At 67.7% G+C, this 13948-nt stretch carries 16 protein-coding genes; 6 read left to right on the top strand and 10 right to left on the bottom strand.

Annotation, left to right across the window (positions count from 1 at the left end; translation table 11 throughout):
- Positions 1–45 precede the first annotated feature (45 nt).
- From ASD55_RS14565 to ASD55_RS14540, 6 genes are all read right to left on the bottom strand, one after another.
- The gene (locus ASD55_RS14565; protein ID WP_056767154.1) at positions 46–1503 is read right to left on the bottom strand and encodes an RNA polymerase factor sigma-54; all 1458 of its coding nucleotides are present in this window, start codon (positions 1501–1503) and stop codon (positions 46–48) included.
- A gap of 97 nt (positions 1504–1600) precedes the next feature.
- Complete coding sequence (gene lptB / locus ASD55_RS14560; RefSeq protein WP_056767152.1) at positions 1601–2320, bottom strand: LPS export ABC transporter ATP-binding protein; 720 nt, start codon at positions 2318–2320, stop codon at positions 1601–1603.
- A 3-nt stretch (positions 2321–2323) separates the two neighbouring features.
- Entirely contained in the window at positions 2324–2917 is a 594-nt protein-coding gene (lptA, locus tag ASD55_RS14555; protein ID WP_056767150.1) for a lipopolysaccharide transport periplasmic protein LptA, read from the bottom strand.
- Positions 2880–3476 carry an LPS export ABC transporter periplasmic protein LptC gene (gene lptC / locus ASD55_RS14550; RefSeq protein WP_056767148.1) on the bottom strand — a complete coding sequence of 199 codons (597 nt, stop codon included), beginning with the start codon at positions 3474–3476 and terminating at the stop codon, positions 2880–2882. The genes lptA and lptC overlap by 38 nt, the downstream gene beginning before the upstream one ends.
- The gene (locus tag ASD55_RS14545) at positions 3473–4015 is read right to left on the bottom strand and encodes an HAD-IIIA family hydrolase (RefSeq protein ID WP_056767146.1); all 543 of its coding nucleotides are present in this window, start codon (positions 4013–4015) and stop codon (positions 3473–3475) included. Before ASD55_RS14545 ends, lptC begins: the two co-directional genes overlap by 4 nt.
- A 73-nt stretch (positions 4016–4088) precedes the next feature.
- Positions 4089–5099, bottom strand: a complete 1011-nt coding sequence (locus ASD55_RS14540) for a KpsF/GutQ family sugar-phosphate isomerase (RefSeq protein ID WP_056767144.1) — start codon at positions 5097–5099, stop codon at positions 4089–4091.
- A gap of 207 nt (positions 5100–5306) precedes the next feature.
- Between ASD55_RS14540 and ASD55_RS14535 the strand changes: the two genes are divergently transcribed.
- Together ASD55_RS14535 and murA are read left to right on the top strand one after the other, a co-directional pair.
- Entirely contained in the window at positions 5307–5546 is a 240-nt protein-coding gene (locus ASD55_RS14535; protein WP_056767380.1) for a BolA/IbaG family iron-sulfur metabolism protein, read from the top strand.
- Positions 5547–5647: 101 nt separating this feature from the next.
- Positions 5648–6907, top strand: a complete 1260-nt coding sequence (murA, locus tag ASD55_RS14530) for a UDP-N-acetylglucosamine 1-carboxyvinyltransferase (protein WP_056717052.1) — start codon at positions 5648–5650, stop codon at positions 6905–6907.
- A 320-nt stretch (positions 6908–7227) separates the two neighbouring features.
- Here the strand turns inward: murA and ASD55_RS14525 are convergent, their stop codons facing one another.
- The 3 genes from ASD55_RS14525 to purM are packed head-to-tail and all read right to left on the bottom strand — an operon-like array spanning position 7228 to position 9669.
- Positions 7228–7935, bottom strand: coding sequence for a DUF3108 domain-containing protein (locus tag ASD55_RS14525; protein ID WP_056767142.1), 708 nt, complete (start codon positions 7933–7935; stop codon positions 7228–7230).
- 34 nt (positions 7936–7969) lie between these two features.
- On the bottom strand, positions 7970–8635 hold the full coding sequence (purN, locus tag ASD55_RS14520; protein WP_056767141.1) for a phosphoribosylglycinamide formyltransferase: 666 nt from the start codon (positions 8633–8635) through the stop codon (positions 7970–7972).
- Positions 8636–8640: 5 nt separating this feature from the next.
- Positions 8641–9669 (bottom strand): phosphoribosylformylglycinamidine cyclo-ligase, encoded by a 1029-nt coding sequence (gene purM / locus ASD55_RS14515; RefSeq protein WP_056767139.1) that lies wholly within the window; start codon positions 9667–9669, stop codon positions 8641–8643.
- A gap of 166 nt (positions 9670–9835) precedes the next feature.
- Here purM and ASD55_RS14510 point away from each other — a divergent pair, with 166 nt between their 5' ends.
- The 4 genes from ASD55_RS14510 (at position 9836) to ASD55_RS18540 (ending at position 13005) form a co-directional block, all read left to right on the top strand.
- Positions 9836–10819, top strand: coding sequence for a DUF2066 domain-containing protein (locus ASD55_RS14510; RefSeq protein ID WP_056767137.1), 984 nt, complete (start codon positions 9836–9838; stop codon positions 10817–10819).
- A 4-nt stretch (positions 10820–10823) separates the two neighbouring features.
- A complete protein-coding gene (locus tag ASD55_RS14505) occupies positions 10824–11999 on the top strand; it encodes an AI-2E family transporter (protein WP_056767135.1) in 1176 nt (391 codons plus the stop codon).
- Entirely contained in the window at positions 11996–12703 is a 708-nt protein-coding gene (gene hda, locus ASD55_RS14500) for a DnaA regulatory inactivator Hda (RefSeq protein WP_056767133.1), read from the top strand. Before ASD55_RS14505 ends, hda begins: the two co-directional genes overlap by 4 nt.
- A 128-nt stretch (positions 12704–12831) precedes the next feature.
- A complete protein-coding gene (locus tag ASD55_RS18540; protein WP_157581863.1) occupies positions 12832–13005 on the top strand; it encodes a hypothetical protein in 174 nt (57 codons plus the stop codon).
- 74 nt (positions 13006–13079) lie between these two features.
- On the opposite strand, the gene ASD55_RS14495 is transcribed toward ASD55_RS18540, so the two are convergent.
- Entirely contained in the window at positions 13080–13883 is an 804-nt protein-coding gene (locus ASD55_RS14495) for an inositol monophosphatase family protein (RefSeq protein ID WP_056717059.1), read from the bottom strand.
- Between the last annotated feature and the right edge of the window lie 65 nt (positions 13884–13948).

Here is a 13948-nt window from a genome sequence, read left to right as displayed (position 1 = left end):
GGGAGCGAATTTTCGTTAACCAAGTTCCCGCCGCGACGAGGCGGTTCAGCCCGCGCGCTGGCGCTCGCTGGAGGTGGGAATGCGCAGGCCTTCCCGATACTTGGCGACGGTGCGACGGGCAACCTGGATGCCCTTGCGCTTGAGCTCCTCCGTGATGGCGAGGTCGGACAACGGCTTGCGCACGTCTTCGGCGTCGATGAGTTTGCGCAGCATGGCCTGGATGGCGGTGGCCGAGGCGCTGCCGCCGTCCTCGGTGGATACGCCACTGGAAAAGAAGTATTTCAGCTCGAAGGTACCGCGTGGCGTATGCAGGTACTTGCGCGTGGTGACCCGCGAGATGGTCGATTCGTGCATGCCGACCTCCTCGGCCACCTCGCGCAGCACCAGCGGGTGCATCGCCTCGGGGCCGTAGTCGAGGAAGGCGCTTTGCCGACGCACGATCGCGTCGGCCACTTTCAGCAGCGTCTCGGCGCGCGATTCCAGGCTCTTGATCAGCCAGCGCGCTTCCTGCAGCTGGCCGCGCATCCAGCTGGCATCCTCGCCGCGCGCCTTGGCGATCAGCCCGCAGTAGTGCTGGTTGAGGCCCAGCCGCGGCTGTGCGTCGGCATTCAGGCTGACCCGCCAGCGGGGGCCGTCGCGCAGGGCGTAGACGTCCGGCGCCACGTATTCCACCGGCGTGGTGTCCAGCGCCGCGCCGGGGCGCGGGTCCAGGCTGCGGATCAATACAGCCGCCTCGGCCACGTCGTCCTCGCTGGCGCGCAGGCGCCGGGCCAGCCGGGCGATGTCGTTGCGGGCCAGCAGGTCCAGTTCGCTGTCCACGATGTGCAACGCCAGTTCGCGCTGCGGCGTGGCGGCATCGAACTGTTCCAGCTGCACGCGCAGGCAGTCGCGCAGGTCGAGGCTGGCCACGCCGGTGGGATCGAATCCCTGCAACTGGCGGCGCACGGTCTCGATCTCGATCATGCTGGCATCGAAACCGGCGGGCAGGGCGGCGATGACCGCATCGAGGCCCTCGGCCAGGTAGCCGGCGGGGTTCAGCGCATCGATCAGCACCGTGGCGATCAGGTGCTGGCGCGGACTGAACGAGGCGAGGTTGAGCTGCCACAGCAGGTGTTGCTGCAGCGTTTCCGGCGCGACGCTCTGCGGCTCGAAGTCGTCGTCGCCACGCGAGCCGGAGCTGCTGCTCGAACTGCTGCTGGAGAAGTCGATGGGCGCTTCCGCCGTGCCGCCGCCGTCAGCCCACTCGCTGCTTTCGCCCTCGTCATTGCTGCCGGCCGTGGCCACCGCCTCGACGCTGGGGTAGTCGAATTCGGCCTCGCTGACCTCGGGGGCTTCCTCGTCCTCGATCTCCTCGGCGAATTCCAGCAGCGGATTGCTTTCGGCGATTTGCCGCAGCTCGGTCTCCAGCTCCAGTTGCGACAGCTGCAGCAGGCGTATGGCCTGCTGCAATTGCGGCGTCAGCGTCAGCTGCTGGTGGAGGCGAAACTGCAGTGCGGGTTTCATGCCAGCCGGATCGGAAGGGGACGCGGGCCATCGTAACCCGAGCCTGCGGGCGCGGCCATAGATTCCCGTGGCGCCAAAAGATGCCGCGACAGCTTTTTCAGAGCCGGAACTCGCGGCCCAGGTACACCTCGCGCACCTTGTCGTCGGCCAGGATGTGCGCCGGGGTGCCCCGCGACAGCACTTCGCCCTCGTTGAGGATGTAGGCGCGGTCGCAGATGCCCAGGGTCTCGCGCACGTTGTGGTCGGTGATCAGCACGCCGATGCCGCGTTCCTTGAGGTGGCGCACGATGCGCTGGATTTCGCCCACGGAGATCGGATCGACGCCGGCGAACGGTTCGTCCAGCAGCATGTAGCGGGGGTTGGCGGCCAGCGCCCGGGCAATTTCCACCCGGCGCCGCTCGCCGCCGGACAGGCTGATGCCTTTCTGTTCGGCGATGTGGGCGATCTTCAGCTCGTCCAGCAGGCTTTCCAGCTCGGTCTCGCGCTGCTGCGCGGTCAGCCCGTCGCGCAGTTCCAGCACCGCCATGATGTTGTCGGACACGCTGAGCCGGCGGAATACCGACGCTTCCTGCGGCAGGTAGCCGATGCCGAGCTTGGCGCGCGCATGCATCGGCAGGCCGGTGATGTCGAGCTTGTCCAGCTTGATGCTGCCCGCGTCGGCCTCGATCAGTCCCACCACCATGTAGAAACAGGTGGTCTTGCCCGCGCCGTTGGGGCCGAGCAGGCCGACCACTTCGCCCTCGCGGATCGAGAAACCGAATTCGCGCACGACCTGGCGCGACTTGAAACTCTTTTGCAGACCTTCGGCGGAGAGCATCGGTTACGGCTGTCCCTGCGTGGCCGGCTTGGCCGGTGCGCTCGAGGATGCGGCGGGCGCCGCGTCGTCGGCAGGTTTCGCCTTCGGCTTGAAGGTCATGTGGACCAGGCCGTCACCGCTGCTTTCACCGGTCATCTGGCTGGTCTCGGTGTTGTAGGTGAGCTTGTCGCCGTGGGCGTCGCCACGTCCCTTCTGGGTGATCGAGGCGTTGCCGCTGAGCACGGCGATCCCCTTGAGGTTGTCGTAGTCGAGCGTGGCGGCGTCGCCCAGCACCAGGTTGTTGTTCTCGTCCAGTTGCTCGAGATGGGCCGGGCTGCCGGTGATCACCACGCGGCTGATCTGGCTGTCGCCGTCGAAATACACCTTGGCCTGCGCCCCGGTGGCTTTCAGGGTGCCCTGGGTGATCACCACGTTGCCGCTCAGCGTGCTGACGCTGTTGGGCTTCTGGAAACCGTCGAAATGTTTCGCGCCGACGTGCATTTCCTGCTGGCGGTCGCTCTTTTTCGCCAGGGCAGGTTGTGCCGCGAGCAGGCCCAGAGCGGCAATGCCGAGCGCGAACCTAGCGCTTGCGCGGCGGGAAGGTGGCATGAACGTCATCGAGCAGCTCCAGGTGTTTGTCATTCAGGTCGGCGCGCATGCCGATACCGCTGATTCTAGTGCCGCCTTGCACCATCTGCGCGGGCGCGGCGGTTTCCAGCCGGTTCTGTTTCGGCCAGGCGGTGATGTCGGCGGTCTGGATCTGCGCGGCGGGCGCATCGCGGAAGGCTGCCCGGCGCATGTCCACCGGACCTTGCAGCTTCAGTTCGGTACCGCTCTTGTTGACCCAGCCATACAACGACTTGCCCTGCCAGTCGGGGACGCCAGCCTGGTTCGCCGGCAGCTGGAACGTGGGCGAATTCAGGTACAGCGAGTCGTCGCCCTCGCGGCGTTCCAGGTGCGGCGACTGCAGGTGGAAGCTGGGCTTCCCCTCGGCGTTGAACTCGGTCATGCGGGCGTCGGTCAGGGTGTAGCCCGAGCGGGGCGGGCCCACGAAGTCGTTGGTCCTGGGCGCCGGACCGAACCACCACAGCAGGATCTGGGCGACGCCGGCGGCCAGCGCGATGGCGATGGTCGCGGCCGGCAGGCGCCGGTCGCGCAGCCACAGGCGAAGGCTCACTGCCAGCGCTCCCGTTCGGTATCGCTCTTGCCCTGGGCGTGCAGGATCAGGTCGCAGGCCTCGCGCGCCGCGCCCATGCCGCCGCTGCGGGTGGTCTGCCAGTGCGCCGCCTCGGCGACCCAGGGGTGGGCGTTGGCCACCGCTACGGCGAGCCCGGCGATGTGCATCGGCGGCAGGTCGGGCAGGTCGTCGCCGACGAAGGCGGCCTGTTCGGGCGTCAGCTGCAGGGCGTCGAGCAATTGCTGCAGGCAGCCGCGCTTGTCGCCCTGGCCCTGGTAGACGTGGCTGATGCCCAGTTCCTCGGCGCGCAGCGACACCGGGTGGCTGATGCGTGCCGTGATGATGGCCACCTGCACGCCGTTCGCCTGCAGCCGCTTCAGGCCCAGGCCGTCATGCACGTGGAAGACCTTGGTTTCGCGGCCGTCCTCGCCGTACCACAGGCGGCCGTCGGTCAGCGTGCCATCCACGTCGAACACGGCCAGGCGAATTTTCGCGGCGCGGGTGAGGATGTCGGCGGAGAGGTTGGCGAGGTAGGGCATGAGTCCATGGTTTGCTGTGAAAGCCTCGAAAGGCGGGTTTGCCGGCTTTCCGATTTGCCAGGGCAAATCGGGATCAGACCACACGCGCCCGGAGCAGATCATGAATGTTCAACGCGCCGACCACGCGCTGTTCGTCGTCGACCACCAGCAGGGCGTGGATCTGGTATTTCTCCATCAGCTGCGCCGCCTCGGCCGCCAGCTTCTCGGCGCCGATGGTTTTCGGGCCGCGGGTCATCAGCTCGGCCACGGTGGCCCCGCGCAGGTCCACGCCTTCGTCGTCCAGCGCGCGGCGCAGGTCGCCGTCGGTGAACACGCCCAGCAGGCGCTGATCGGCGTCGACCACGGCGGTCATGCCCAGGTGCTTGCGGGTCATCTCGACCAGGGCGGCGGTGATCCCGGCGTCGGGCGAGATCTTCGGCACGTCGTCGCCGGTATGCATGACGTCGCTGATGTGCAACAGCAGGCGGCGGCCCAGCGCACCGGCCGGGTGCGAGCGGGCGAAGTCGTCCGAGGTGAACCCGCGCGCTTCGAGCAGGGCGATCGCCAGCGCGTCACCCCACACCAGCGCCACCGTGGTGCTGGTGGTCGGCGCCAGGCCCAGCGGGCAGGCTTCGCTGGAGATGCTGCCGTCCAGGTGCACGTCGGCCTGGGTCGCCAGCGAGGAGGTGGGGCGTCCGGTGATCGCGATCAGCGGGATGCCCTGACGTTTGATCACCGGCAGGATCAACAGCAGTTCGTCGGTCTCGCCGGAATAGGACAGCGCCAGCACTACGTCCTGCGGCAGGATCATGCCGAGGTCGCCATGGCTGGCCTCGCCCGGATGCACGAAGAATGCCGGCGTGCCGGTGGAAGCCAGGGTGGCAGCGACCTTGCGCCCGATATGGCCGGACTTGCCCATGCCGCTGACCACGACGCGGCCCTTGCAGCCCAGGATCAGCCGGCAGGCCTCGACGAACTCCGGCCCGATCCGCGATTCCAGCGCCAGCGCGGCGGCCGCTTCGGTGGCGACCACCGTGCGTGCGCTGCGGGTGACCAGGTCGGCATCCAGCGAGGCCGGGAGGGGTGGGGCGGTGCGTGCGTTCATGAGGGCTCAGGCAAGGTGGCGGGGACACGGAGGGCGATGGAAAGCGGGCCGGTTCCGCCTGCTGCCGAGCCCTCGTCATTTCTGCGCCAGCGTATTTCCATTACCATGGCATCTTCCCATTTTAACGTCATAAGCCAGCACAAAGGATTCCGATCCAGCGGGAATCCGCCTTCCGGCTGGCCCGACCACCTCATGGAACACTACCCGATGGACTCCAGCCGCATCCAGGCGATGATCGAACAGGGCCTGCCCGGTGCAAAGGCGGAGGTCAGCGGCGCCGATGGCGTGCATTTCGAGGCCACCGTGGTGGCCAGCCAGTTCGGCGGCAAGTTGCCGCTGGCCCGGCATCGGCTGGTGTACGCCACGCTGGGCGAGCTGATGGGCGGTGCGATCCACGCGCTGGCGCTGAAGACATTGACTCCGGAAGAAGCCGGGATTCGGGAATAGGGAATGGGGAATGGTCAAAAGCCATTCCGTCCAGTTCCGCGCCCGACCTCGACTCCTCCGATTTCCCATTCCCGATTCTCCATTCCCGATTCCCTGCACCCATGGCCAAAATCCTGATCAGCGGCGGCACGCCACTCAACGGCGAGGTTGCCATTTCCGGCGCCAAGAACGCCGTGCTGCCCATCCTCGCTGCGTGCCTGCTGGCCGACGAGCCGGTGAGCATCGGCAACGTGCCGCACCTGCATGACGTCACCACCTTCATCGAGCTGCTCGGTCAGATGGGCGTGCGACTGGTGCTCGACGACCGCATGAAGATGCACGTCGACCCGCGCACCACCAGCACCTGCGTGGCGCCCTACGACCTGGTGCGCACGATGCGCGCCTCGATCCTGGTGCTGGGGCCGCTGGTGGCGCGCTTCGGCCAGGCCGAGGTCTCGCTGCCGGGCGGCTGCGCGATCGGCTCGCGTCCGGTCGACCAGCACATCCGCGGCCTGCAGGCGCTGGGCGCCGAGATCACGGTCGAAAACGGCTACATCAAGGCGAAGGCATCGCGGCTGAAGGGCGCACGCATCGTGATGGACATGGTCACCGTCACCGGCACCGAGAACATCATGATGGCGGCCACGCTGGCGCAGGGCACCACGGTGATCGAGAACGCGGCGCAGGAGCCTGAAGTGGTCGACCTGGCGCACTGCCTGATCGCGATGGGCGCGCAGATCGAGGGCGTGGGCACTTCGACCATGGTGATCCATGGCGTCGAACGACTGCACGGCGCCCAGCACGACGTGCTGCCCGACCGCATCGAAACCGGCACTTACCTGGTCGGCGCGGCGATGACCGGCGGCAAGGTGCGTGCCCGCCATGCCCGGGCAAGCTCGCTGGAGGCCGTGCTGGCCAAGCTGGAGGAGACTGGCGCGCACATCTCCACCGGCGACGACTGGATCGAGCTGGACATGGGTGGCCGTCGGCCAAAGGCGGTCAACATCAGCACCGCACCATACCCTGCGTTCCCCACCGACATGCAGGCGCAGTTCACCGCGCTCAACTGCGTGGCCGAAGGCACCGGCGTGGTGACCGAGACGGTGTTCGAGAACCGCTTCATGCATGCGCAGGAATTGCAGCGACTGGGTGCGAACATCCAGCTCGAAGGCAACACCGCGGTGATCCAGGGCGTGTCCCGGATGAGCGGCGCGCCGATCATGGCCACCGACCTGCGCGCTTCGGCCTGCCTGGTGCTGGCCGGCCTGGTGGCCAAGGGGGACACCACCGTCGACCGCGTCTACCACATCGATCGCGGCTACGAGAACATCGAGGAGAAGCTCGGCGTTCTTGGCGCGAAGATCCGGCGTTTGCCGAACTGATCCTTCGTCTTGCTCCCTCCTCTGCGTAGCAGGGGAGGGTTGGGATGGGGGCGCTTGATCTTCGGTGAGGGGGCTGGGTTACCTGTTTCCTTTTGCCCATCTTCTGCGAGGGTGTGGGCTGCCCTGCTGGTTCCGCCCATTTTCCGCGAGGGCCTTGGCTACCCCCGCTGGTTCCGCCGATTTTCCTCGAGCGCCTGAGCTACCCCCTCCCTTCCTCCCCCTGCGAGCAGGGGGAGGGATCAAGGTGCTCTCGGGGCTACGAGTTTGCCGGGGAAGCGGGTCTGCCGGGACGGTGGGTCTGCCGGGATGCGGGTTTGGGCTTACTCGGGCCGGTAACTCACCAGCTCCAGCACCAGGTCGCCGCCGTCGTGCTGGGCCAGTTTCACTGGCAGCGGGTAGCGGTCGGGGGCGTACCAGGCGCTGAAGCCGCGGTCGGCGTCGGTGCGGTCGATGCGTTCGGCGTCGAAGCTGCCGGCGGGTACCTTGACGGTTTCCTTGCCGCTGACCTTGAAGTTCTGCGTCTGCACTTCCTGGCGTACCGCCACCGGCAGGGCGATCTGCTGCCTGCCGTCGCGCAGCGCCAACCCCAGCGCCAGCGCCAGGGTGTTGCGTTCGACCATGCCGGGACTGGCGGGATAGCTCTGCGCGCCCTTGCCCTCGTCGACGCTGACCCGGTTTTCCGCCCAGTCCACCACCAGGTGGCGCTGCTTCTGCTTCACCGCGGCCTGCATCTGGTAGTCGTAGCTGATCGCCTCGGGCACGTCGCCTTTCCAGCGGAAACGCGAGGACTCGCTGACGCTGGCGCCGAGCAGGGCGGCCAGTCCGCCGGTGCCCTTGACGTCCTTGCTGTAGATCCACTGGCCGTCGCCGGCCGCGTGCAACCGGATCGTGGCGACGCCCATGGGCTGGCCACCCTGCAGCACGTCGTAGGTGGCGGTGAAGGCCTGGGGTTGGGTGGCTGCGGCGGCGTGGCTGCCGAACAGCAGGCCAAGGCCGAGCAGGGGAGCAAGCAGGGATCGGATAGTCATGCGCCGAGTCTGCGCAGGCCGGGCTGAACCTGCTTTAAGGCTGCAGCCCGTGCTCGCCCAGTTGCAATGGCATCGCCAGCGACTGGCCGTCGAAGCGTGGGCCGTGGCCGTCCCATTGCAGTCGACCGTGGGCCAGGTCGGCCAGCACCGCCGGCAGCAGGCGGTGTTCCAGTGGCAGCAACCGCTGGGCCAGCGACTGTTCGTCGTCGTCGGCCACGATCGGCAGGCGCGCCTGGGCGATCACCGGGCCGCCGTCCAGCTCGGCAGTGACGAAATGCACGCTGGCGCCATGCTCGGCGTCGCCGGCTTCCAGCGCGCGACGATGCGTGTGCAGGCCCCGGTATTTCGGCAGCAGCGAGGGATGGATATTGATGATGCGCCCCGCCCACGGTCGCAGCGCCTCGCCGTCGAGGATGCGCATGAAGCCGGCCAGCACCAGCCATTCGGCGCCGCTGTCGGTGATTCGTTCGAACAGGTCGAGATCGAACGCGCGCCGATCCGCGTAGCTGCGCGGGTCCAGCGCCAGGGTGGCGATGCCGGCGGCTTCGGCCAGCCGCAGCGCGCCGGCGGTGGCCTTGTCGCTGCCCACCAGCACGAATTCGACCGGCAGTTCGCCGCGCGCACGCGCGTCGAGCAGGGCGGCGAGATTGCTGCCGCGCCCGGAGGCGAGCACGGCGACCTTGGCGGGTGCGGAGGCCAAACGGATCAGCCGATATGCACGCGCTCGTCGCCCTGCGCGGGCACGATCTCGCCGATCACCGAGCTGGCCAGGCCGTGCGTGGCCAGCAGCGCGGACGCGCCGGCCACCGCATCGCGCGGCAGGATCACGGTGAAGCCGACGCCGCAGTTGAACGTGCGCCACATTTCCTCGCGCGCCACGTTGCCTTCGCGCATCAGCCAGTCGAATACGGGCGGCAGCACGATCGCGGCGGCATCCAGTGCAATGCCGAGGCCATCCGGCACCACGCGGATGATGTTTTCCTTCAGGCCGCCACCGGTGATGTGGGCCATGCCGTGGACGGTTTCATTCTTCAGCAATTCCAGCATCGGCTTCACGTAGATCGTGGTGGGCGCCATCAGCGCGTCGACCAGCTTCACGCCGCCGAGGTCGAGATCCAGCGGGCTGCCCGCCCGTTCGAGGATCTTGCGCACCAGCGAGTAACCGTTCGAATGCGGGCCGCTGGAGGCCACGCCCAGCACCACGTCGCCGGCGACGATCGCGTCGCCGGTCAGCATCTGCGACTTTTCCACCGCGGCCACGGTGAAGCCGGCCAGGTCGTATTCGCCCGGCGGATACATGTCCGGCATCTCGGCGGTCTCGCCGCCGATCAGGGCGCAGCCGGCCAGCTCGCAGCCGGTGGCGATGCCGCCGACCACGGCCGCGGCGGTGTCCACGTCCAGCTTGCCGGTGGCGAAGTAATCGAGGAAGAACAGCGGCTCGGCGCCCTGCACCAGCACGTCGTTGACGCACATGCCGACCAGGTCGATGCCGATCGTGTCGTGGCGGTTCAGCATCTGCGCCAGCTTCAGCTTGGTGCCCACGCCGTCGGTGCCCGAGACCAGCACCGGCTCCCTGTAGCGGCCGGAAAGGTCGAACAGGCCGCCGAAGCCACCCAGCCCGCCCATCACCTCGGGCCGCAGGGTGCGCTTGACCAGCGGCTTGATGCGTTCGACCAGCGCATTGCCGGCATCGATATCGACGCCGGCGGCGCGGTAGGTGAGGGCGTCAGACATGGCGAGGACCTTGGTCAGGATCTGCGGCGTGGGTGAAACGCGCAAGTTTACCAGCTTGTGGCGCCGTTGCCGTTCGCCTTCGCCGGCTTCGACACCGTCGCGATGGACGCTGGGGACACTATTGGGCAGACTTCCCGGGAGATTTCTCCAAGAAGATGCCTGCCCCATGCGCCTGTCCCGCCTGCTGATGCTCACCTTGCTGCTGGCTTTTGCCGCCTTGCCGTCCCTGCATGCCCAGCTCGCCGGCTCGCCGTATTCGGTGGTGGTGCCGGTGGCCGACACCAGCGACGCCCAGCGCGACCAGGCGTTCTCCACCGCGCTGGCCCAGGTGCTGACGCGGGTCGCCGGCGGGCAGGACCTGCGCAGCAACGCCGGTTACGCCGATGCCCTGGGCAAGGCCACCTCCATGGTGCAGAAATTCCAGTACCAGCGCGCCGCCACCGGGCTGATCCTGAACGTGGATTTCGAGCCCGGTTCGGTGCGCCGGCTGGTCTCGAAGCTGGGCGTGCAAAGCGCGGGCATCAAGCCGCCCGTGCTGTTGCTGGTGCAGGACGGCAATGGTCATCTGCTCGACCAGACGGCACTGGCCAGCCTGGCGGCCAGTGCCAACGCGCGCGGCATCAACGTGGTGTATCCCGATGCGGCCAGCGCGCCCGATCCGGCCAAGATCGCCGCCGCCGACCCGGCGGCGCTGGCCGGGGTCAACCAGCAATACCGCACCGGCCTGGTCCTGCTGGGCAAGCTCGCCGGCAACAGCGCGGACTGGACGCTGATTTCCGGCGGCCAGGCCCAGCACTGGACTGCGCAGGGCGCGAGCGCGGACAGCCTGCTGGGCGATGCCGGCAACGGCCTGGTCGACCGGCTGGGCAAGCAGCTCAACGTGATTGGCGCCGGCCCCAGCGAGGGCAAGCTGTGGGTCAGCGGGCTGGACAGCGCGATGGACTACGCCAGGCTGATCTCCACCTTGCAGGACGACCCGACGGTGAAACAGGTGCTGACCCTGGGCGCGCAGAACGATGCCGTGCTGCTGGACATCAAGGCGGCGGTTCCGATCAGCGCGCTGGCCGCCAACCTCGCCGCGGGCGGCCACCTGCTGCTGCAGGGCGAACCGCATCCGGGCGCCGACGCGAACCTGCGCTGGCTGAGGTGACGGGATGAATCAGGACAGGGACATTTCGCGGCGCTGGCAGCTGCTGGCGATCGTGCTGGTGATCGGCTACCTGATGTGGCTGCTGGCGCCGGTGCTGATGCCGTTCGCGGTGGCCGCGATGCTGGCCTATCTGGGCGACCCGCTGGCTGACCGGCTGGAGCGGCTCGGCCTCAACCGGATGTGGGCGGCCACGATCGTGTTCGTGGTGATCCTGGTGGCGGTGGTCGGCGTGCTGCTGCTGCTGATCCCGCTGATCGCGCGCCAGGTCGAGAACCTGGTCGGCAACCTGCCGCGCTATGGCGATTGGGCGCAGAACACCGTGTGGCCGTGGCTGCAGGCGCGACTGCACCTGGACCCGCACACCTTCGACAGCGATCGGATGCTGACGGCGATCAAGGAACACATCGGCTCGATCGGCGGCGTCGCCACCGCGGTGATCGGCAAGGTCTCGCGTTCGGGCCTGGGCATCGCCATGGCGCTGACCAACCTGGTGCTGATCCCGGTGGTGGCGTTCTACCTGCTGCGCGACTGGGATCGGCTGGTGGCCAAGATCGACGGCATGCTGCCGCGCTCGATCCAGCCCACCATCGCGCACCTGGCCAGCGAGTCGGACAAGATCCTCGGCGCCTTCGTGCGCGGCCAGTTGCTGGTGATGCTGGCGCTGGGCGTCTTCTACGGCGCCGGCCTGGGCATGGTCGGGCTGCAGGTGGGCCTGCTGATCGGCATGGTCGCGGGCCTGCTCAGCTTCGTGCCGTACCTGGGTTTCATCATCGGCTTCGTGGCGGCGATCATCGCCGCGCTGGTGCAGTACGGCGACTGGACCCACGTGCTGCTGGTCTGCGGCGTGTTCGCGGTCGGCCAGTTGCTGGAAGGCTACGTGCTGGTGCCCAAGCTGGTCGGCGACAAGATCGGCCTGCACCCGGTGGCGGTGATGTTCGCGGTGCTGGCCGGCGGCTACCTGTTCGGCTTCCTCGGCGTGCTGCTGGCACTGCCGGCGGCGTCGGTGATCATGGTGCTGCTGCGCTACCTGATCGAACGCTACCGGATGAGCGAGCTGTACAACGAGGAAGGGCCGGACGATCCGGTGATCGCCGAGGTGGATGTGGCCGTGCACCGCGATGGTGAGGTCGAGACTTCCGCGGTCGACGTGGCATCGCCGGGTGACTCGTCCACGCCATGATCCCGCAGTTGCCGCTCGCGCTGCGCTGGCCGCGTCGGCAGCGCTTCGAACATTTCCACGCCGGCGCGAATGCCGCCGCACTGGCCGCGGTGCAGGCGCTGGCGCTGCAGCCCGGTGCACCGTGGGTTTACCTGCATGGCGCCAGCGGCAGCGGCCGCAGCCATCTGCTGATGGCCGCCTGCCAGGCCGCCATCGCCGCCGAACGGCGCGTGCAATACCTGCCGCTGGCGACGATCGCCGACCACGCCGCGGCCTTGCGCGGCGTCGCCGGCAGCGAACTGCTGGCGCTGGACGATCTGGGCGCCATTGCCGGCAACCGCGACGCGGAACACGCGCTGTTCGACCTCTACAACCGCGCCCGCGCCGAAGGCAGCGCCCTGCTGTTCGCCGCCGACGCGACGCCGGCTCAACTTGGCATCGAACTGCCCGACCTGCGCTCGCGTCTGGGCGCCTGCACCCAGTTCGCGCTGAAACCGCTGGACGACGACGAACGCCGCATGGTGTTGAAAGCGCAAGCCGCGTCGCGCGGCATCGAACTGGACGACAGCGTGCTGGACTGGCTGTTCACCCGCTACGCCCGCGACCTCGGTGCGCTGCTCGATCTGCTCGACAAGCTGGATCAGGCGTCGCTGGCGGCGCAGCGGCGGATCACCGTGCCGTTCCTGCGCAGCTTCCTGCGCGAGGCTGACGAATCAGGATATTGAGTCGACTCGGACGATTGTCGATTACTCGCAAGATGCCGGTTTCCGCCTTCCTTTCGTTGGTTGCGCAAGTTCCGTTCAGCCTGCGCGGCATTGATCTTGTTACTTCCATTTATTGACCTGGAACACCGATGAGTGCACTCGAATTCACAGACAGGGAACTGACGTATCTGCTGCTTTCGCTGAAAAAGTACGAGGCGCAATTGCTCTTGAGCGAAGACGAGGATATGGGCGATTCCGTCACCGACCTGCTTTTCGTGCAGGCTCTCATGAAACGGCTGCGGCAGGCGCAGGCGTCACGCTGACGCAGAACCAGTTTCGTTATGACAAAAACAACGGTGCCCATGGGCACCGTTGTTTTTTCACGGAAGGGGGGCGCTCAGGCCTTCAGCAGCGCCGGCGTCGCCTGCTGACCGATCGCGTCGACCATCGCCTTGGCCACGTTGAGGTTGCCGGCGACGATGTTGCCGCTTTCCGGGATGCCGTCGCGGCCGGCGAAGTCGCAGTAGCGACCGCCCGCTTCATGCACCAGCAGCACGCCGGCGGCCATGTCCCACGGCTTCAGGCCGATCTCGAAGTAGCCGTCGTAGCGTCCGGCGGCGACGTAGGCCAGGTCGAGCGCGGCGGAGCCGGAGCGGCGGATGTCCTCGGCCTGGCCGAGGATGGCGCGGGTCATGTCCAACTGCGGCACCAGGTGCTCGCGCTGGCGGTACGGGAAGCCGGTGGCGATCATCGCGCCGCCCAGGTTCTCGCGCTTGGATACGCGCATGCGGCGGTCGTTGAGGTAGGCGCCATCGCCCTTGCTGGCGGTGTACAGCTCGTCGCGCAGCGGGTCGAACACCACGGCGTGGATCGGCACGCCCTTTTCCAGCAGCGCGATGGAGACGCTGAAGTGCGGGATGCCGCGCAGATAGTTGTGGGTGCCGTCCAGCGGGTCGATCACCCAGGTCAGCGGGCCCTTGCCGATCGCGCCGCTTTCCTCGGCGAGGATCGCGTGGTCGGGATAGGCGCGGCGCAGTTCCTTGATGATTTCCGCCTCGGCCAGCTTGTCGACTTCGGAGACGAAGTCCATCTGCTGCTTCTCGACGATGTTGAGGCCGTCGATGCGGTTCATGTAGCGCAGGATCACATTGCCTGCTGAACGCGCGGCGCGCGCCGCGATCGTGACGTGTGGTCTGGCCATGGGTATCGACTTTGGAAGAGAGCGGGTTTGCGGCCGGCGATTCTAGCAGAGGCGAGCCCCGGGCG

This window comes from Rhodanobacter sp. Root561 (assembly GCF_001427365.1).
GTDB lineage: Bacteria > Pseudomonadota > Gammaproteobacteria > Xanthomonadales > Rhodanobacteraceae > Rhodanobacter.
Note: the sequence above shows the minus strand (reverse complement) of the source record. Positions and strands in the feature narration are given on the sequence as shown.